This is a genomic window from Pseudonocardia sp. ICBG1142 (assembly GCF_020496255.1).
In the GTDB taxonomy this organism is placed as follows: domain Bacteria; phylum Actinomycetota; class Actinomycetes; order Mycobacteriales; family Pseudonocardiaceae; genus Pseudonocardia.
Window position 1 is genome coordinate 17,277 of record NZ_JAHLJC010000009.1, and the last position, 18,380, is coordinate 35,656.

Annotated in this window: 17 protein-coding genes; 12 read left to right on the forward strand and 5 right to left on the reverse strand. The window is 68.1% G+C overall.

Annotation, left to right across the window (positions count from 1 at the left end):
• Positions 1-64 precede the first annotated feature (64 nt).
• The 3 genes from KPL59_RS11020 to KPL59_RS11030 are packed head-to-tail and all read left to right on the forward strand — an operon-like array spanning position 65 to position 3,065.
• Positions 65-1,678, forward strand: a complete 1,614-nt coding sequence (locus tag KPL59_RS11020; RefSeq protein ID WP_226360545.1) for a helitron helicase-like domain-containing protein — start codon at positions 65-67, stop codon at positions 1,676-1,678.
• A 14-nt stretch (positions 1,679-1,692) separates the two neighbouring features.
• Positions 1,693-1,908 (forward strand): helix-turn-helix domain-containing protein, encoded by a 216-nt coding sequence (locus KPL59_RS11025; RefSeq protein ID WP_226360295.1) that lies wholly within the window; start codon positions 1,693-1,695, stop codon positions 1,906-1,908.
• The gene (locus KPL59_RS11030) at positions 1,905-3,065 is read left to right on the forward strand and encodes a site-specific integrase (RefSeq protein ID WP_226360294.1); all 1,161 of its coding nucleotides are present in this window, start codon (positions 1,905-1,907) and stop codon (positions 3,063-3,065) included. The genes KPL59_RS11025 and KPL59_RS11030 overlap by 4 nt, the downstream gene beginning before the upstream one ends.
• Before the next feature lie 66 nt (positions 3,066-3,131).
• Here KPL59_RS11030 and KPL59_RS11035 read toward each other — a convergent pair whose 3' ends face one another.
• From KPL59_RS11035 to KPL59_RS11045, 3 genes are all read right to left on the reverse strand, one after another.
• Positions 3,132-3,542 carry a hypothetical protein gene (locus tag KPL59_RS11035; protein WP_226360293.1) on the reverse strand — a complete coding sequence of 137 codons (411 nt, stop codon included), beginning with the start codon at positions 3,540-3,542 and terminating at the stop codon, positions 3,132-3,134.
• 802 nt (positions 3,543-4,344) lie between these two features.
• Positions 4,345-4,692 carry a divalent-cation tolerance protein CutA gene (gene cutA / locus KPL59_RS37540; RefSeq protein WP_226360300.1) on the reverse strand — a complete coding sequence of 116 codons (348 nt, stop codon included), beginning with the start codon at positions 4,690-4,692 and terminating at the stop codon, positions 4,345-4,347.
• The gene (locus KPL59_RS11045; RefSeq protein ID WP_226360299.1) at positions 4,689-5,294 is read right to left on the reverse strand and encodes a helix-turn-helix transcriptional regulator; all 606 of its coding nucleotides are present in this window, start codon (positions 5,292-5,294) and stop codon (positions 4,689-4,691) included. The genes cutA and KPL59_RS11045 overlap by 4 nt, the downstream gene beginning before the upstream one ends.
• A gap of 169 nt (positions 5,295-5,463) precedes the next feature.
• Here KPL59_RS11045 and KPL59_RS11050 point away from each other — a divergent pair, with 169 nt between their 5' ends.
• The 6 genes from KPL59_RS11050 (at position 5,464) to KPL59_RS11075 (ending at position 12,660) form a co-directional block, all read left to right on the forward strand.
• Positions 5,464-5,886 carry a plasmid replication, integration and excision activator gene (locus KPL59_RS11050; RefSeq protein WP_226360298.1) on the forward strand — a complete coding sequence of 141 codons (423 nt, stop codon included), beginning with the start codon at positions 5,464-5,466 and terminating at the stop codon, positions 5,884-5,886.
• Positions 5,887-6,026: 140 nt separating this feature from the next.
• Positions 6,027-6,380: a WhiB family transcriptional regulator gene (locus tag KPL59_RS11055; protein ID WP_226360297.1), complete on the forward strand. Its 354-nt coding sequence runs from the start codon at positions 6,027-6,029 to the stop codon at positions 6,378-6,380.
• A 190-nt stretch (positions 6,381-6,570) separates the two neighbouring features.
• On the forward strand, positions 6,571-8,160 hold the full coding sequence (locus KPL59_RS11060) for an FtsK/SpoIIIE domain-containing protein (protein ID WP_226360296.1): 1,590 nt from the start codon (positions 6,571-6,573) through the stop codon (positions 8,158-8,160).
• A gap of 101 nt (positions 8,161-8,261) precedes the next feature.
• Positions 8,262-9,875 (forward strand): helitron helicase-like domain-containing protein, encoded by a 1,614-nt coding sequence (locus tag KPL59_RS11065; protein ID WP_226360545.1) that lies wholly within the window; start codon positions 8,262-8,264, stop codon positions 9,873-9,875.
• A gap of 14 nt (positions 9,876-9,889) precedes the next feature.
• The gene (locus tag KPL59_RS11070; protein ID WP_226360295.1) at positions 9,890-10,105 is read left to right on the forward strand and encodes a helix-turn-helix domain-containing protein; all 216 of its coding nucleotides are present in this window, start codon (positions 9,890-9,892) and stop codon (positions 10,103-10,105) included.
• Entirely contained in the window at positions 10,102-12,660 is a 2,559-nt protein-coding gene (locus tag KPL59_RS11075) for a tyrosine-type recombinase/integrase (RefSeq protein ID WP_226360743.1), read from the forward strand. Before KPL59_RS11070 ends, KPL59_RS11075 begins: the two co-directional genes overlap by 4 nt.
• Before the next feature lie 66 nt (positions 12,661-12,726).
• On the opposite strand, the gene KPL59_RS11080 is transcribed toward KPL59_RS11075, so the two are convergent.
• Both KPL59_RS11080 and KPL59_RS11085 read right to left on the reverse strand, forming a co-directional pair.
• Entirely contained in the window at positions 12,727-13,137 is a 411-nt protein-coding gene (locus KPL59_RS11080) for a hypothetical protein (RefSeq protein ID WP_226360293.1), read from the reverse strand.
• 1,399 nt (positions 13,138-14,536) lie between these two features.
• Entirely contained in the window at positions 14,537-15,379 is an 843-nt protein-coding gene (locus tag KPL59_RS11085; protein WP_226360744.1) for an AAA family ATPase, read from the reverse strand.
• A gap of 231 nt (positions 15,380-15,610) precedes the next feature.
• Between KPL59_RS11085 and KPL59_RS11090 the strand changes: the two genes are divergently transcribed.
• The 3 genes from KPL59_RS11090 to KPL59_RS11100 all read left to right on the forward strand — a co-directional run bounded on the left by KPL59_RS11090 (position 15,611) and on the right by KPL59_RS11100 (position 18,304).
• A complete protein-coding gene (locus tag KPL59_RS11090; protein ID WP_226360753.1) occupies positions 15,611-16,033 on the forward strand; it encodes a plasmid replication, integration and excision activator in 423 nt (140 codons plus the stop codon).
• 140 nt (positions 16,034-16,173) lie between these two features.
• On the forward strand, positions 16,174-16,524 hold the full coding sequence (locus tag KPL59_RS11095; protein WP_226360745.1) for a WhiB family transcriptional regulator: 351 nt from the start codon (positions 16,174-16,176) through the stop codon (positions 16,522-16,524).
• A gap of 190 nt (positions 16,525-16,714) precedes the next feature.
• The gene (locus KPL59_RS11100) at positions 16,715-18,304 is read left to right on the forward strand and encodes an FtsK/SpoIIIE domain-containing protein (RefSeq protein WP_226360746.1); all 1,590 of its coding nucleotides are present in this window, start codon (positions 16,715-16,717) and stop codon (positions 18,302-18,304) included.
• The last annotated feature ends 76 nt before the right edge of the window (positions 18,305-18,380 follow it).

Here is an 18,380-nt window from a genome sequence, read left to right on the forward strand (position 1 = left end):
GACCGACAGCGCGCCGGGGCGGGAGCCGGTCGATCAGGACACGCTCACCCGGGCGCAGAAGGCGATGCTGGCCCTGTCGCACGAGGTCGCGGTCCAGCTCGCCGAGGACCACGGCGTGTGTGTCCGCCCCCTGGCGATGCGCCGCATCGACCAATCCACCGGACGGATCGATGTCGTGCCGGTGCCGTGCGGTTCGACACGGGAAGACCAGTGCCGCCCCTGCTCAGACAAGGCCCGACGGCTGCGGATGACCCAGTGCCGCGAAGGCTGGCACCTGGAGAACGAACCCGCCGTCACACCTGCCGACCCGACGACCGCGCAGAAAGAGTTGATGGCCGCCCGCGCGGACTTCCACGCCGCCTACACTGACTGTCTCGCCGCCGGAGACAACGCCGAGTGTGATGAGATACGCGAGATCGTCGAGGACATCGACACCGAACTCCGCGCCCTCGGAGTCCGCGGACCCCTCGCCCCGCTCGACCCCCGCCCGAAGGCCATCCGCCGGACTACCCGGCGTCGTCAGGACGCCCCGAACCTGCCCCGGCGGCCTGTGGAGGACCGCACGATCGGACGGGTGTTCGGCGGGAAATATCGGCCCTCGACCTTCCTCACCCTGACCCTGGACACCTACGGCCGCGTCGACGGCAACGGCGCCGCGATCGACCCCGATACCTACGACTACCGCCGCGCCGCCCGCGATGCGATCCACTTCCCGAAGCTGCTGGACAGGTTCTGGCAGAACACGCGGCGCTGTGTCGGCTGGGACGTGCAGTACTTCGGGACCGTCGAACCGCAGAAACGCGGTGCCCCGCACTTCCACGCCGCCATCCGCGGCACCATCCCCCGCGCAGAGTTGCGCGCGATCACCGCCGCCACCTACCACCAGGTCTGGTGGCCCGCCCACGACGACATCGTCTACACCGGGGACAAGCTCCCCCGCTGGGACCACCGGCAGAAAGCCTTCGTCGACCCCGACACCCACACACCGCTCCCCACCTGGGACGAGGCCACCGACCCCGAGGTCCTCACCACGCCGGCCCACACCGTGGTCTTCGGCCCCCAAGTGCATGTGAAAGGCATCCTCGGCGGCACCGAAGAAGCCGGACGCCACATCGGCTACCTCACCAAATACCTCACCAAATCCGTCGGCCACGCCGCCGGACTCGACGACACCGCCACCACCCGCCAGCGCGACCACGCCCGACGCCTCACCGCCGAACTCGCCATCACCCCGTGTTCGCCGCGCTGCCCGATCTGGCTGCTCTACGCCGTCGCACCCAAGGGTGCCCGCCCGGAGATGACCCCCGGGCACTGCACCGGCACAGCGCACAAGCCCGAACACCTCGGCATCGCCGGACGCCGCGTCCTGGTCTCCCGCAAATGGTCCAACAAGAGCCTCGGTGATCACCGCGCGGACCGGAGCGCGTTCGTTCGGCAACTCCTCGACCACGCCGGAGTGACACCCGCCTACGCGATCGATGACGGACCCTTCAACTGGGAACCCGTGCAACCCGGCGACAGCGACGTCCCACCCCGCCCCGTCCTGCTTCTGCACGCGATCCATCAACGCCAACGATGGCGCGCCGACTACGACGCCGCCCTCCTCACCACCACCGGCCCACCACCGGACGACCGTTCGGCAATCGGGTGTTCGGCTACCCGTGATCAGGCCGCGTAGCAGGGACGCCGTCGATGACGCAGTACCTGACCGTGGCCGAGACCGCCCGCTACCTGAACACCTCCCCGCGTTTCGTGCGGCGCCTGGTCGCAGCCCGACGGATCGCGTTCTACCGCATCGGACGGCATGTGCGCTTCGCCGTGACCGACCTCGACGCCTGGCTCGCCCAAGGCCGGGTCGAACCGTTCCCCCACCGACCACACCCACACCCCCGGCGAGGAACGCGATGACGGCGAACAAGACGAGTCGGCGCCGGTTCGGCTCCATCCGCCGCCTGCCCTCCGGGCGGTATCAGGCCAGCTACCCCACCAACAGCGGGCAACGCCGCACCGCCCCGGGAACCTTCGACCGCAAAGGCGACGCCGCCCAATGGCTCACCCTCGTCGAAAGCGACATCCTGCGCGGTGACTGGTTCGACCCCGCCCTGGGCCAGCTACCCTTCCATGACTTCGGGGAGCAGTGGATCACCGAACACCGCGTCAGCGCCCGCACCCGCGAGGAGTACCGCAGCATCTGGCGCCACCACATCGACCCGTTCCTCGGCCCGATCGACCTCGCCGAGCTGACCACCGCAGTCATCCGCACCTGGCGCACCACCCTGCTCGCTGCCGGACGCTCCGAAGACCGCACCGCGAAGGCCTACCGCCTCGTCCGCGCCATCTGCACCACCGCCGTCGACGACGGCCGGATCACCCGCAACCCCTGCCGCATCAAAGGCGCCGGTGAACACCGCACCCCCGAACGCCCCACCGCCACCATCGGCCAGGTCTTCGACCTCGCCGCCGCGATGCCACCCCGCTTCCACGCCCTGATCCTGTCCGCCGCGTTCACCGGACTGCGCTGGGGAGAACTCGCCGGGCTACGCCACTGCGACCTCGACCTGAACACCGCCACCCTCCACGTCCGACGACGCCTGGCCCAACTCAGCCGAGGCGGCCTCCGACCCGGGCCACCCAAATCCGCCGCCGGTATCCGCACCCTCTCCCTGCCCCCGTTCCTCGTCGAGGTCCTCACCACCCACACCGCCGCCTACTCCGGCCCGCCACCGGACGGACTGATCTTCTGCGGACAACGCGGCGGCATGCTCCGACGCGGGAACTTCGGCCGCGCAACCGACTGGCCCACCACCGTGGTCAAGACCGGGCTCCCCACCGGTTTCCATTTCCATGACCTACGTCACACCGGTAACCATCTCGCTGCTACTGCTGGGGCCAGCACCCGCGAACTCATGCACCGCATGGGCCACGGCACCATGCGCGCCGCACTGATCTACCAACACGCCACCACCGAACGCGACCGCCGCATCGCCACCCAGATCGCCGCACTGGTCGACCGCGAACGCCGACCCCACACCGATCAGGACATCGAGGCCGACGACGACGGCTGAGTCGTCAGAGAGTTCACCGGCGGCTTCCCTCATCGGGCACGTATTCCCCACCCCTCCGAGACCACCTCAATCGGGCGAGCGATAACGCTGCGCCCCCCGGTCTTCGGTCCACCCAATTTCATACTCGCCGCAGGAGAACGTCGACTCGGGAAAGTCGCGCCCCTTTCGCATCATGAATTCATCGGCAGTCGCACTATCGTGGAATACTCCAAGGATTCGACAGTCGTCAGCTTCCTCCTGGAGGACGATCCAGACCGTCGACGGCGCGGCGGCATGAGTGACCACGCGACGACCCCGCCCGTACAGCCCCGACCCCGGTTCACCCCGGCTCCGCCGCACGGCCCGATCAAGAGCATGGGCACACAGGACGACCAGCACCCCGGTCACCACGAAGAGCCAGTCGAATCCACCGTTCCACACGGTGAGGATGACCACGAGGCCCGCCGCAGTGCACACAGCCCAGACGATGTTGAGCATGCGCACGCCTCCCTGCCGTCTCATGTTCAAGCGTCCGGGGGCGGCCACTCGCCCTCTTCTCGCACACCGGTCGCACGTCCCGCACCACCCCCTGTTCAAGATCGATAAGGGGTGGTGTTTCGGCCGGTCGCGTGGTGTGAGCGGGCGACGGGAATCGAACCCGCGTAGCCAGTTTGGAAGACTGCGGTCAATGCCCTGCCCACCTGCGCGATCTGAGCCGGTCGACTGACCGTGAGTGGCCGTGAGTGACCGTGGTTCCCCGCCAGTACTCGCACGCTCGTTGCACGACCGGCCCCGTGGGGTTGTCTTTTTTCCCACGCGCCCGGCCTGCTGGTGATCTCCTCGCGGCGCGGGTTCACCCCTGCCAGACCGAGGGGTGGGGTGCAAGGCACGGGGTTCAGCCTTGCACCCCACCCCTCGGTCTGGTTGCCGTCTCGGCGCGCCGTGAGGAGATCGCCAGCCCCGCCGCACTCCCCCTGATCTCCGAGCGGTGTCGGGTCCGGGCGGAGCCCGGCCGCCGGAGGCATCCCGGGCGGCACGCCCGGCCTACAGGACTGACGACGGTCCGCATCGACGCCTGGCGTGACGCGGAGCAAGGGCAGCGGCGGCCATCGTGCAGGCGTGCCGTCGGCGTCTCTGGGGTTCAGGCGGCTGCCTGGTGGCTTGGGGTCGGGTAGCCGAGCCCGCCGCCGCGAACGGGCCGGAGGTGTAGTGAGCGAGCGGCGGGGGCGGCGTGGCCGACCCCGCGCCGCCGGAGGCGGCGCCTTGATCCCCTAAAGCACAATTCGGCAACACACACGACCTAGCCAGACGCTGGCGGCTCGGTCTGCTCGCGGATCCAAGCCAAGTAGGTCGGACTGCCGTCGTGGATCGGCCGAGCGCTCACGCTAGGGAGGTCGTAGGGGTGCGCCCCCATGACGCGTTCGACAATGGCCGGAACGAGGCTGCGACGAGTATGCAAGGCAGCGCGCCCCTCGGTGCAGTCATGGACCTCATCGCCCCACCGGTACGTCGAGTGAACGGGCTCGAAGTTGTGGACATTTGATGCAAGCCGATCGATGACAAGAGTGCGGGTGAACCAGCGAAGCCAATCGGGATCAGGTGCAGTGAGCACGACTTCGCAGAGCTCTACGGAACCAGTCGCCGTCATGCTGTGCCGCCACGTACGGCGATGAGCTCACTCATGGTGCGCGCGGAGTCCTCGCGAGTGGAACCCATCGTGGCCCACCCCGTCATGACCTGATCGTCGTAGCCAAGCCCCACCCACCGACCAGTGAATTCGATGCCGTGTGGGTGCATGACAAGGAACATCGTGCCCTTCGAGCGAACAGCGCCATCTGCTGCGGCGTACCAGCCAGTCATAATCTGGTTGTCCCAAAGACGCAGCTCGCCGGACCACAGGTATCCGCCCTCAGCCTGGCTGAGCCCCCGCTGGATCGCGGCGATGTGGATCAGGTGACCTTCCTGGCGCATGTGGACGGGCTGGGTGGCGATCTTCTCGACTCCATCGCGGGTGGTTTGCCAGGAAGCCCACCTGTCCCCAGTCAACGAGACGCGGCCGGGTGCGCGACCAGCCAGTTCACTGACCGAAACTCCGAGAGCATCAGCAATAGTTAGAGCAACCGACACGAGAGGCTGCTGCTCCCCTGCTTCGTAGCGCCGGATTTGGCGGGTGTCGACCCCAGCCACCCGCGCTAAATCAGCCTGCGACATGCCGAGGTCTGCTCGTCGCCGACGGATCACATCGCCCATCTCCACGCTCCTTATCGTCGCAGGACCTCCTAGCCCTTGACAGCCGGACTAGTTCGCCTCATCATAGGTCTAGTTAGTCCTCCAGGAGGGCGCGGTCGTCCCCTGGCAGGTCCGGACTGACTGCGGCAGGCGCAACCGCCTCGCCGACGACCCCCAAAGGAGGCGCCAGATGGCACGCAGTAACAGGTTTGTGGTGGCGATGGGTGATGTGTTCCCGCTGGGGGCGTTCGTGGTGTCGGAGGTGGAGGCGGTGCGGGATTTTGAGAAGTCCGGGCCGGGTCGGCCGGTGCAGCAGGTCGATCGGGAGTCGGGGTTGCCGGTGTGGTCGGTGTCGGTGCTGGATGCTGATCCGGAGGCGCGTCGTTCGGAGAAGACGGTGGTGGTGAAGATCGCTGCGGCGCATCAGCCGGTGCCGCCGGAGGCCACAGCGGGGTTGCCGTTTCGTCCGGTGGAGTTCGACGGGCTCACGGTGACCCCGTACGTGCAGGAGACCGGCGGGCGTCCGCGTGTGGCTTACAGCTTTCGCGCGGCGGGGATGCGCGCCCCCGGCCCCCAGCGTGGACATACGGCCAAGAACCAGGACGCCGCCTGACAAGCACTGTCGGACCAGGCGATATGTGTGGGAGAGCCCGTTAGTGGCGGGCTCCCCCACCGAGTCTTCCTTGCCGTGTGTTGCTGCCGTGGCAGGCAGTTGATCAACCCGGAACCAGCGTGGAAGGACACCGATCCTAGATGAACACCGGACTTTCTTCACCCCCTCCTGCCCTGCCCCGGGCGCTTCACGGTGCTGAACGTCATCGCTGGCGGGCCGGGGCGGCGTGTCGCGGGATGGACACCGAGTCGTTCTTCCCCACCGACACCGCTCCGCACGCCGCCGAGCCTGCGTTGGAGGTGTGTCGTGGTTGCCGGGTCCGCAGTATGTGTCTGGTCGAGGCGCTGCTGGTCGAAGACCCGGCCCGCCGCTACGGCGTCCTCGGCGCCACCACCCCACAGGATCGACGGCGGCTGCACCGCACCGCTCGGGTCGCCGCCCGCCGGAGCACCGCCCCTGCTGCCGTTCCCACACCGGGGAGCGCGGCGGCATGAACACCGACACGACCACCGATGTCGTTACCGGGGAGGACACGGTGCGGTGCGAGGTGTGCCTGACCCCGCTGAGCGCGGTATCTCAGGGGGACGGGCGTCGGTGTAGCGACCATCATGACCAGCTCGCGTTGGTTCCCCTCCTTGCCGTGTGCGCTCCGCGTCGTTCCCCGGAACAGGACGGAGAGCGTCGATGAGCACGACAGGTTCTCTCGTTGTTGCCGGTCTGGCGACGGTGGTGGTGCTCGCTGGTCTGCATTGGGTGGGGCAGTTCCTCGGCCGGATCGCCGAGGGCGTGGCGACGGTCGCGGTCGTGTTCGTCACCGTCTGGTTGGCCTGCAAGGTCGTCGTGATCGTGACGGTGTGGGTGGTTCGGCATTGGCGCACCACGATCACCGCTGCGGTCGCTGTGGTGTGGTGCTCGCTGCTCGGGTGGCCCTCGCTGGTGGTCACCATCGCTGCGGTCGCTGTCGCGCTGGGGGTGTGGCGGTGGACATCGGTGGTGTCGTTCGATCGTTATGCCGGGCGTCGTCTGCGGGGGTGGTGGCTGCGCTGGCTGCTGTATGCGCCTCGGATGCCGCGCTGGCTGCGCTCCTGCAACCTGACGGTGCCGGACCGGGGCGGAGCACCGATCGCGGTGGTGAATCCATTGCGCCGCACCCCGGTCTTGTCGAGGTCGCGGCCGGTGGCTGATCAGCTCCCTCGGATTCTGGGGGTGCGCTCGGGGCCGTCGTGGGACGAGGTCCGGGTCCGCCTCGTTCCCGGGCAGACCCCGGAAGAGTTCGACACCGCCACCCGCGCCCTCGCTGTCGCGCGCAGGGTGCGGCGTTGTCAGGTGCGGGAGTTGTCCCCGAATGTGGTGTCGATCGATTTCCAGCGCCGCAACCTGCTGTCCGGGGTGGTGCGGGCGCCGGGCCTGGACACCCTGTCCGACCTGGACGGGTCGGCGATCGACCTGGAGAAGGTCTGGTCCGGGCACACCGAGTACGGCACGGACTGGCATCAGTCGTTGATCGGTGGTCACACCCTGGTCGCGGGGGCGACTGGGGCGGGGAAGGGGTCGTTGATGTGGGCGCCGTTGTGTGCGATCGCCCCCGCGATCGGTGACGGCCTGGTCCGGGTCAACGGGATCGACCCGAAAGGTATGGAGCTGGCCTACGGGCGGGGAGTGTTCCACCGCTACGCCGTCACCAGCAAAGACGCCCTCGCCCTCCTCGATGATCTTGTCGAGAGCATGGAGGCCCGTAAACGCGAGTACGCCGGGGCGACCCGCCTGGTCCCCGTCACCCGGGACACCCCGTTGGAGATCGTGGAGTTCGACGAGATCGGCGCGCTGCTGCGTTACGGCGGGGACCGCAAGACCCGCGAGGCGATCACCGACCGCGTCGCCCTGCTCACCACCCAGGGCCGCGCGTTGGGCTACACCGTGCGCGGCTATGTGCAGGAACCGACCAAGGACACCGTCCCGGTGCGGGAGCTGTTCCCCCGCCGCATCTGCCTACGCGTCGCCTCGAAGTCCCATGTGTCGATGGTCCTCGGCGATCACGCCTACGACCGTGGTGCGTGGGCCAACCGGATCGGTGAAGACGAACCCGGCGTGGGCTATCTGTTCGGCGACGGCATCCGTGAACCCCTGCGTATCCGGGCCGGGTGGGTGTCTGACGGTGCGGTCAAAGACCTAGAAGCCTTCGTCACCCGCACTTCCCCGACCGCCGGAGTGGCGCCGGTCCTGACCCTCCCCGACCCGACCGTCCACCACCGCGAGATCGGAGACGCAGCATGACCAACGCCGACACCCACACCGACAGCGCCGACACCGTGACCGACAGCGCGCCGGGGCGGGAGCCGGTCGATCAGGACACGCTCACCCGGGCGCAGAAGGCGATGCTGGCCCTGTCGCACGAGGTCGCGGTCCAGCTCGCCGAGGACCACGGCGTGTGTGTCCGCCCCCTGGCGATGCGCCGCATCGACCAATCCACCGGACGGATCGATGTCGTGCCGGTGCCGTGCGGTTCGACACGGGAAGACCAGTGCCGCCCCTGCTCAGACAAGGCCCGACGGCTGCGGATGACCCAGTGCCGCGAAGGCTGGCACCTGGAGAACGAACCCGCCGTCACACCTGCCGACCCGACGACCGCGCAGAAAGAGTTGATGGCCGCCCGCGCGGACTTCCACGCCGCCTACACTGACTGTCTCGCCGCCGGAGACAACGCCGAGTGTGATGAGATACGCGAGATCGTCGAGGACATCGACACCGAACTCCGCGCCCTCGGAGTCCGCGGACCCCTCGCCCCGCTCGACCCCCGCCCGAAGGCCATCCGCCGGACTACCCGGCGTCGTCAGGACGCCCCGAACCTGCCCCGGCGGCCTGTGGAGGACCGCACGATCGGACGGGTGTTCGGCGGGAAATATCGGCCCTCGACCTTCCTCACCCTGACCCTGGACACCTACGGCCGCGTCGACGGCAACGGCGCCGCGATCGACCCCGATACCTACGACTACCGCCGCGCCGCCCGCGATGCGATCCACTTCCCGAAGCTGCTGGACAGGTTCTGGCAGAACACGCGGCGCTGTGTCGGCTGGGACGTGCAGTACTTCGGGACCGTCGAACCGCAGAAACGCGGTGCCCCGCACTTCCACGCCGCCATCCGCGGCACCATCCCCCGCGCAGAGTTGCGCGCGATCACCGCCGCCACCTACCACCAGGTCTGGTGGCCCGCCCACGACGACATCGTCTACACCGGGGACAAGCTCCCCCGCTGGGACCACCGGCAGAAAGCCTTCGTCGACCCCGACACCCACACACCGCTCCCCACCTGGGACGAGGCCACCGACCCCGAGGTCCTCACCACGCCGGCCCACACCGTGGTCTTCGGCCCCCAAGTGCATGTGAAAGGCATCCTCGGCGGCACCGAAGAAGCCGGACGCCACATCGGCTACCTCACCAAATACCTCACCAAATCCGTCGGCCACGCCGCCGGACTCGACGACACCGCCACCACCCGCCAGCGCGACCACGCCCGACGCCTCACCGCCGAACTCGCCATCACCCCGTGTTCGCCGCGCTGCCCGATCTGGCTGCTCTACGCCGTCGCACCCAAGGGTGCCCGCCCGGAGATGACCCCCGGGCACTGCACCGGCACAGCGCACAAGCCCGAACACCTCGGCATCGCCGGACGCCGCGTCCTGGTCTCCCGCAAATGGTCCAACAAGAGCCTCGGTGATCACCGCGCGGACCGGAGCGCGTTCGTTCGGCAACTCCTCGACCACGCCGGAGTGACACCCGCCTACGCGATCGATGACGGACCCTTCAACTGGGAACCCGTGCAACCCGGCGACAGCGACGTCCCACCCCGCCCCGTCCTGCTTCTGCACGCGATCCATCAACGCCAACGATGGCGCGCCGACTACGACGCCGCCCTCCTCACCACCACCGGCCCACCACCGGACGACCGTTCGGCAATCGGGTGTTCGGCTACCCGTGATCAGGCCGCGTAGCAGGGACGCCGTCGATGACGCAGTACCTGACCGTGGCCGAGACCGCCCGCTACCTGAACACCTCCCCGCGTTTCGTGCGGCGCCTGGTCGCAGCCCGACGGATCGCGTTCTACCGCATCGGACGGCATGTGCGCTTCGCCGTGACCGACCTCGACGCCTGGCTCGCCCAAGGCCGGGTCGAACCGTTCCCCCACCGACCACACCCACACCCCCGGCGAGGAACGCGATGACGGCGAACAAGACGAGTCGGCGCCGGTTCGGCTCCATCCGCCGCCTGCCCTCCGGGCGGTATCAGGCCAGCTACCCCACCAACAGCGGGCAACGCCGCACCGCCCCGGGAACCTTCGACCGCAAAGGCGACGCCGCCCAATGGCTCACCCTCGTCGAAAGCGACATCCTGCGCGGTGACTGGTTCGACCCCGCCCTGGGCCAGCTACCCTTCCATGACTTCGGGGAGCAGTGGATCACCGAACACCGCGTCAGCGCCCGCACCCGCGAGGAGTACCGCAGCATCTGGCGCCACCACATCGACCCGTTCCTCGGCCCGATCGACCTCGCCGAGCTGACCACCGCAGTCATCCGCACCTGGCGCACCACCCTGCTCGCTGCCGGACGCTCCGAAGACCGCACCGCGAAGGCCTACCGCCTCGTCCGCGCCATCTGCACCACCGCCGTCGACGACGGCCGGATCACCCGCAACCCCTGCCGCATCAAAGGCGCCGGTGAACACCGCACCCCCGAACGCCCCACCGCCACCATCGGCCAGGTCTTCGACCTCGCCGCCGCGATGCCACCCCGCTTCCACGCCCTGATCCTGTCCGCCGCGTTCACCGGACTGCGCTGGGGAGAACTCGCCGGGCTACGCCACTGCGACCTCGACCTGAACACCGCCACCCTCCACGTCCGACGACGCCTGGCCCAACTCAGCCGAGGCGGCCTCCGACCCGGGCCACCCAAATCCGCCGCCGGTATCCGCACCCTCTCCCTGCCCCCGTTCCTCGTCGAGGTCCTCACCACCCACACCGCCGCCTACTCCGGCCCGCCACCGGACGGACTGATCTTCTGCGGACAACGCGGCGGCATGCTCCGACGCCGGAACTTCGGCCGCGCAACCGACTGGCCCACCACCGTGGTCAAGACCGGGCTCCCCACCGGTTTCCATTTCGGCAACTCCTCGACACGCCGGAGTGACCACCCGCCTACGCGATCGATGGGGACCAGCACCTGGGAACCCGTGCAACCGCGATGGGCGACGTCCCATGCGCCCCGTCCTGCTTCTGCACGCGACCACCAACGCCAACGATGGCGCGCCACTACGACGCCGCCCTGGTCACCGCCACCGGCCCACCCCGGACACCGTTCGGCAATCGGGGTTCGACTACGTGATCGGCCGCGTAGCAGGGACGCCGTCGATGACGCAGTACCTGACCGTGGCCGAGACCCCCCCCTCCTGAACACCTCCCGGGCGAGCGATAACGCTGCGCCCCCCGGTCGCGGTCCGACCCAATCGCATACTCGCCGCAGGACGAACGTCGACTCGGGACCGACCTCGACGCCTGGCTCGCCCAAGAATTCATCGGCAGTCGCACACCGACCACACTCCAAGGATTCGACAGTCGAGGAACGCGATGAGGCGAACAAGACGAGTCGGCGGCGCGGCGGCATCCGCCGCCTGCCCTCCGGGCGGTATCAGGCCAGCTACCCCACCAACAGCGGGCAACGCCGCACCGCCCCGGGAACCTTCGACCGCAAAGGCGACGCCGCCCAATGGCTCACCCTCGTCGAAAGCGACATCCTGCGCGGTGACTGGTTCGACCCCGCCCTGGGCCAGCTACCCTTCCATGACTTCGGGGAGCAGTGGATCACCGAACACCGCGTCAGCGCCCGCACCCGCGAGGAGTACCGCAGCATCTGGCGCCACCACATCGACCCGTTCCTCGGCCCGATCGACCTCGCCGAGCTGACCACCGCAGTCATCCGCACCTGGCGCACCACCCTGCTCGCTGCCGGACGCTCCGAAGACCGCACCGCGAAGGCCTACCGCCTCGTCCGCGCCATCTGCACCACCGCCGTCGACGACGGCCGGATCACCCGCAACCCCTGCCGCATCAAAGGCGCCGGTGAACACCGCACCCCCGAACGCCCCACCGCCACCATCGGCCAGGTCTTCGACCTCGCCGCCGCGATGCCACCCCGCTTCCACGCCCTGATCCTGTCCGCCGCGTTCACCGGACTGCGCTGGGGAGAACTCGCCGGGCTACGCCACTGCGACCTCGACCTGAACACCGCCACCCTCCACGTCCGACGACGCCTGGCCCAACTCAGCCGAGGCGGCCTCCGACCCGGGCCACCCAAATCCGCCGCCGGTATCCGCACCCTCTCCCTGCCCCCGTTCCTCGTCGAGGTCCTCACCACCCACACCGCCGCCTACTCCGGCCCGCCACCGGACGGACTGATCTTCTGCGGACAACGCGGCGGCATGCTCCGACGCGGGAACTTCGGCCGCGCAACCGACTGGCCCACCACCGTGGTCAAGACCGGGCTCCCCACCGGTTTCCATTTCCATGACCTACGTCACACCGGTAACCATCTCGCTGCTACTGCTGGGGCCAGCACCCGCGAACTCATGCACCGCATGGGCCACGGCACCATGCGCGCCGCACTGATCTACCAACACGCCACCACCGAACGCGACCGCCGCATCGCCACCCAGATCGCCGCACTGGTCGACCGCGAACGCCGACCCCACACCGATCAGGACATCGAGGCCGACGACGACGGCTGAGTCGTCAGAGAGTTCACCGGCGGCTTCCCTCATCGGGCACGTATTCCCCACCCCTCCGAGACCACCTCAATCGGGCGAGCGATAACGCTGCGCCCCCCGGTCTTCGGTCCACCCAATTTCATACTCGCCGCAGGAGAACGTCGACTCGGGAAAGTCGCGCCCCTTTCGCATCATGAATTCATCGGCAGTCGCACTATCGTGGAATACTCCAAGGATTCGACAGTCGTCAGCTTCCTCCTGGAGGACGATCCAGACCGTCGACGGCGCGGCGGCATGAGTGACCACGCGACGACCCCGCCCGTACAGCCCCGACCCCGGTTCACCCCGGCTCCGCCGCACGGCCCGATCAAGAGCATGGGCACACAGGACGACCAGCACCCCGGTCACCACGAAGAGCCAGTCGAATCCACCGTTCCACACGGTGAGGATGACCACGAGGCCCGCCGCAGTGCACACAGCCCAGACGATGTTGAGCATGCGCACGCCTCCCTGCCGTCTCATGTTCAAGCGTCCGGGGGCGGCCACTCGCCCTCTTCTCGCACACCGGTCGCACGTCCCGCACCACCCCCTGTTCAAGATCGATAAGGGGTGGTGTTTCGGCCGGTCGCGTGGTGTGAGCGGGCGACGGGAATCGAACCCGCGTAGCCAGTTTGGAAGACTGCGGTCAATGCCCTGCCCACCTGCGCGATCTGAGCCGGTCGACTGACCGTGAGTGGCCGTGAGTGACCGTGGTTCCCCGCCAGTACTCGCACGCTCGTTGCACGACCGGCCCCGTGGGGTTGTCTTTTTTCCCACGCGCCCGGCCTGCTGGTGATCTCCTCGCGGCGCGGGTTCACCCCTGCCAGACCGAGGGGTGGGGTGCAAGGCACGGGGTTCAGCCTTGCACCCCACCCCTCGGTCTGGTTGCCGTCTCGGCGCGCCGTGAGGAGATCGCCAGCCCCGCCGCACTCCCCCTGATCTCCGAGCGGTGTCGGGTCCGGGCGGAGCCCGGCCGCCGGAGGCATCCCGGGCGGCACGCCCGGCCTACAGGACTGACGACGGTCCGCATCGACGCCTGGCGTGACGCGGAGCAAGGGCAGCGGCGGCCATCGTGCAGGCGTGCCGTCGGCGTCTCTGGGGTTCAGGCGGCTGCCTGGTGGCTTGGGGTCGGGTAGCCGAGCCCGCCGCCGCGAACGGGCCGGAGGTGTAGTGAGCGAGCGGCGGGGGCGGCGTGGCCGACCCCGCGCCGCCGGAGGCGGCGCCTTGATCCCCTAAAGCACAATTCGGCAACACACACGACCTAGACAGACGACGTGACGCAAGCGAGCCCGTACGGAACGACGCCAGCAACGAGGTCAGCCGCCGGACGCATCATGGCGGCTGAAGGAAGCGGCGATGTGGCGGGCAGCGGCGACGGGCGTGACCGTCGAGGTATCCAACGTCGTAGTCGGTGGAGGCAAGAGTGGCGTGGCGTCCCAAGCAGCGAGCCGCGCCTGGAGGTCGGCGCTTCCTCGCTGCCGCAATCTAATGCTTGCCACATCACGGGGGCACCAGAGAGCAAAAACGAGCCAATGAGTCTCTGGAGTCGCAGCAACAACGGCGTCAACGGCTTCCGGCTGACCTAGATGCAAAACCGGCCAACCGCTAGCGAGACTTTTCCTAAGCCCGACTCTATCGACAATATACGTGGCACCGTACCGGCCATTCTGCCAGATGACGCAACCGGAACGAGCCAGTCTATCGCGCGTCAGCCGATCGACCATCCGATAGCCATCAGTTCTACCGGGACCACACTTTATGCGACGAAACAAATGGAAGTGCGTATCATAGCCAGTCAGCGCTGCCGTGACAGTGTCCTTACCTGCTGCAGGCGGCCCATAGAGCAGAACCCCGCGAGTCACGCTGCGACCTTGTCGATGATCCGGCGAGCCTGCGACTGAAGCGGCTCACTTGATGCGGAGTTCTCCACGACAACGTGGGCGATCGGAGGTCGGAAATTAAGATCGAGGCCCTCCAGATGAGCCGTCCAATCTGCAAGCTTCGTCGCGTCCCGGGCCGCTCCGCGCCGACGGAGATAGCTATGCATCGTCTGTGCGTCACAAGCAACCCAAACGACAGTGGTGTCGGCATTGAATGCGGCATGGGCGTCAATCGTACGACACAGCCATGCCGGGTCGGTGAACTCCCTCAAGAAAGGGGCATCAGCGATGACACTGTTACCACACTGAAGATTTTCAGTCACGACAGCAGCGACCGCCTCGTATTCGCGAGGACGTACCTGATTGAGGTAAACCTCAGATTCGCGGTCATGGGGAGACCGTCCAAGGACCTCCAGCAGTTGTTCCACCAGCGGGCGAGTCACAGTGTCTTTGTCAATCACAGTCCAGCCGACCTCACGGGCAAGCGTGCGCGCCAATTCAGATTTTCCACTACCCGGGTAGCCACCTATCAAGATCACCTGCGGGCGGCGGTCGCGCAGAAGATCAGACCGCCCCTGCCTCGGGGCACGAACAGTCCGCCTAGACCTCGCCTCGTTTACAACCAGACCTTCCCCAGCAAGGAGCTTCATCGCCTCAGAGATCGTAAAGGGGCTAACCCCCCATTCGGATGCGAGCGCCTTGGTCGAGGGGAGAGTCGCCCCGTTGACCAGGCGTCCCGCTGAGATGTCGTTGGCGATGTGGCGGGCAATCTGCGCATGCAGCGCCTCGCCCCGCGACAGTGCCCGTCGTGATGGCTCCATGATCTCGATTTCCTGGTCGTTCCACTCGGTCGTCCTGGCTAGCCGTTCGGCGCTCCACTTGCACCCCAGCTCGCGCGGGGCACAGAAATCCTACCAACGCGCTGCAAGTCGCCGCTGGTCAGAGGCCCCTCAAGGAGTCGTAGCCATTCAGTTGACATGCTGAGCTATCAACTGCTAGCCTCACGTAGAGCTTGCAGCTGGACGCAGAGAGCGAACGACAGAGGAGCTGACATGGCACGCAGTAACAAGTTCGCGGTGGCGATGGGTGATGTGTTCCCGGTGGGGGCGTTCATCGTGTCGGAGGTGGAGGCGGTGCGGGATTTTGAGAAGTCGGCGCCGGGGCGTCCGGTGCAGCAGGTCGATCGGGAGTCGGGGTTGCCGGTGTGGTCGGTGTCGGTGCTGGATGCCGATCCGGAAGCACGGCGGAGCGAGAAGACGGTGGTGGTGAAGATCGCTGCGGCGCATCAGCCGGTGCCGCCGGAGGCCACAGCGGGGTTGCCGTTTCGTCCGGTGGAGTTCGACGGGCTCACGGTGACCCCGTACGTGCAGGAGACCGGCGGGCGTCCGCGTGTGGCTTACAGCTTTCGCGCGGCGGGGATGCGCGCCCCCGGCCCCCAGCGTGGACATACGGCCAAGAACCAGGACGCCGCCTGACAAGCACTGTCGGACCAGGCGATATGTGTGGGAGAGCCCGTTAGTGGCGGGCTCCCCCACCGAGTCTTCCTTGCCGTGTGTTGCTGCCGTGGCAGGCAGTTGATCAACCCGGAACCAGCGTGGAAGGACACCGATCCTAGATGAACACCGGACTTTCTTCACCCCCTCCTGCCCTGCCCCGGGCGCTTCACGGTGCTGAACGTCATCGCTGGCGGGCCGGGGCGGCGTGTCGCGGGATGGACACCGAGTCGTTCTTCCCCACCGACACCGCTCCGCACGCCGCCGAGCCTGCGTTGGAGGTGTGTCGTGGTTGCCGGGTCCGCAGTATGTGTCTGGTCGAGGCGCTGCTGGTCGAAGACCCGGCCCGCCGCTACGGCGTCCTCGGCGCCACCACCCCACAGGATCGACGGCGGCTGCATCGCACCGCTCGTGTCGCAGCCCGCCGGACCGCGGCCCCTGCTGCTGTCGCGCCGGGGAGTGCTGCGGCATGAGTCCCGAGGCGACCACGGATGTCGTCACCGGTGAGGGCGCGGTGTGGTGCGAGGTGTGCCTGACCCCACTGAGCGATGTCTCCGAGGGGGGCGTGCGGCGGTGTGGTGATCATCGCGGGCAGCTGGCGTTGGTCCCGATGCCGGTCGTGTGCGCTCCGCGGCGTTCCCCCGAGCAGGGCGGGGGCCTGCGATGACGACGATGGGTTCTCTGGTCCTGGCCGGTCTCGTGACGCTGATAGTGCTGGCTGGTCTGCACTGGGTGGGGCAGTTCCTCGGCCGGATCGCCGAGGGCGTGGCAACGATCGCGGTCGTGTTCGTCACCGTGTGGCTGGCCTGCAAGGCCGCGGTGGTCGTGACGGTGTGGGTGGTTCGGCATTGGCGCACCACGATCACCGCTGCGGTCGCTGTGGTGTGGTGCTCGCTGCTCGGGTGGCCCTCGCTGGTGGTCACCATCGCTGCGGTCGCTGTCGCGCTGGGGGTGTGGCGGTGGACATCGGTGGTGTCGTTCGATCGTTATGCCGGGCGTCGTCTGCGGGGGTGGTGGCTGCGCTGGCTGCTGTATGCGCCTCGGATGCCGCGCTGGCTGCGCTCCTGCAACCTGACGGTGCCGGACCGGGGCGGAGCACCGATCGCGGTGGTGAATCCATTGCGCCGCACCCCGGTCTTGTCGAGGTCGCGGCCGGTGGCTGATCAGCTCCCTCGGATTCTGGGGGTGCGCTCGGGGCCGTCGTGGGACGAGGTCCGGGTCCGCCTCGTTCCCGGGCAGACCCCGGAAGAGTTCGACACCGCCACCCGCGCCCTCGCTGTCGCGCGCAGGGTGCGGCGTTGTCAGGTGCGGGAGTTGTCCCCGAATGTGGTGTCGATCGATTTCCAGCGCCGCAACCTGCTGTCCGGGGTGGTGCGGGCGCCGGGCCTGGACACCCTGTCCGACCTGGACGGGTCGGCGATCGACCTGGAGAAGGTCTGGTCCGGGCACACCGAGTACGGCACGGACTGGCATCAGTCGTTGATCGGTGGTCACACCCTGGTCGCGGGGGCGACTGGGGCGGGGAAGGGGTCGTTGATGTGGGCGCCGTTGTGTGCGATCGCCCCCGCGATCGGTGACGGCCTGGTCCGGGTCAACGGGATCGACCCGAAAGGTATGGAGCTGGCCTACGGGCGGGGAGTGTTCCACCGCTACGCCGTCACCAGCAAAGACGCCCTCGCCCTCCTCGATGATCTTGTCGAGAGCATGGAGGCCCGTAAACGCGAGTACGCCGGGGCGACCCGCCTGGTCCCCGTCACCCGGGACACCCCGTTGGAGATCGTGGAGTTCGACGAGATCGGTGCGCTGCTGCGTTACGGCGGGGACCGCAAGACCCGCGAGGCGATCACCGACCGCGTCGCCCTGCTCACCACCCAGGGCCGCGCGTTGGGCTACACCGTGCGCGGCTATGTGCAGGAACCGACCAAGGACACCGTCCCGGTGCGGGAGCTGTTCCCCCGCCGCATCTGCCTACGCGTCGCCTCGAAGTCCCATGTGTCGATGGTCCTCGGCGATCACGCCTACGACCGTGGTGCGTGGGCCAACCGGATCGGTGAAGACGAACCCGGCGTGGGCTATCTGTTCGGCGACGGCATCCGTGAACCCCTGCGTATCCGGGCCGGGTGGGTGTCTGACGGTGCGGTCAAAGACCTAGAAGCCTTCGTCACCCGCACTTCCCCGACCGCCGGAGTGGCGCCGGTCCTGACCCTCCCCGACCCGACCGTCCACCACCGCGAGATCGGAGACGCAGCATGACCAACGCCGACACCCACACCGACAGCGCCGACACCGTGACCGACAGCGCGCCGGGGCGGGAGCCGGTCGATCAGGA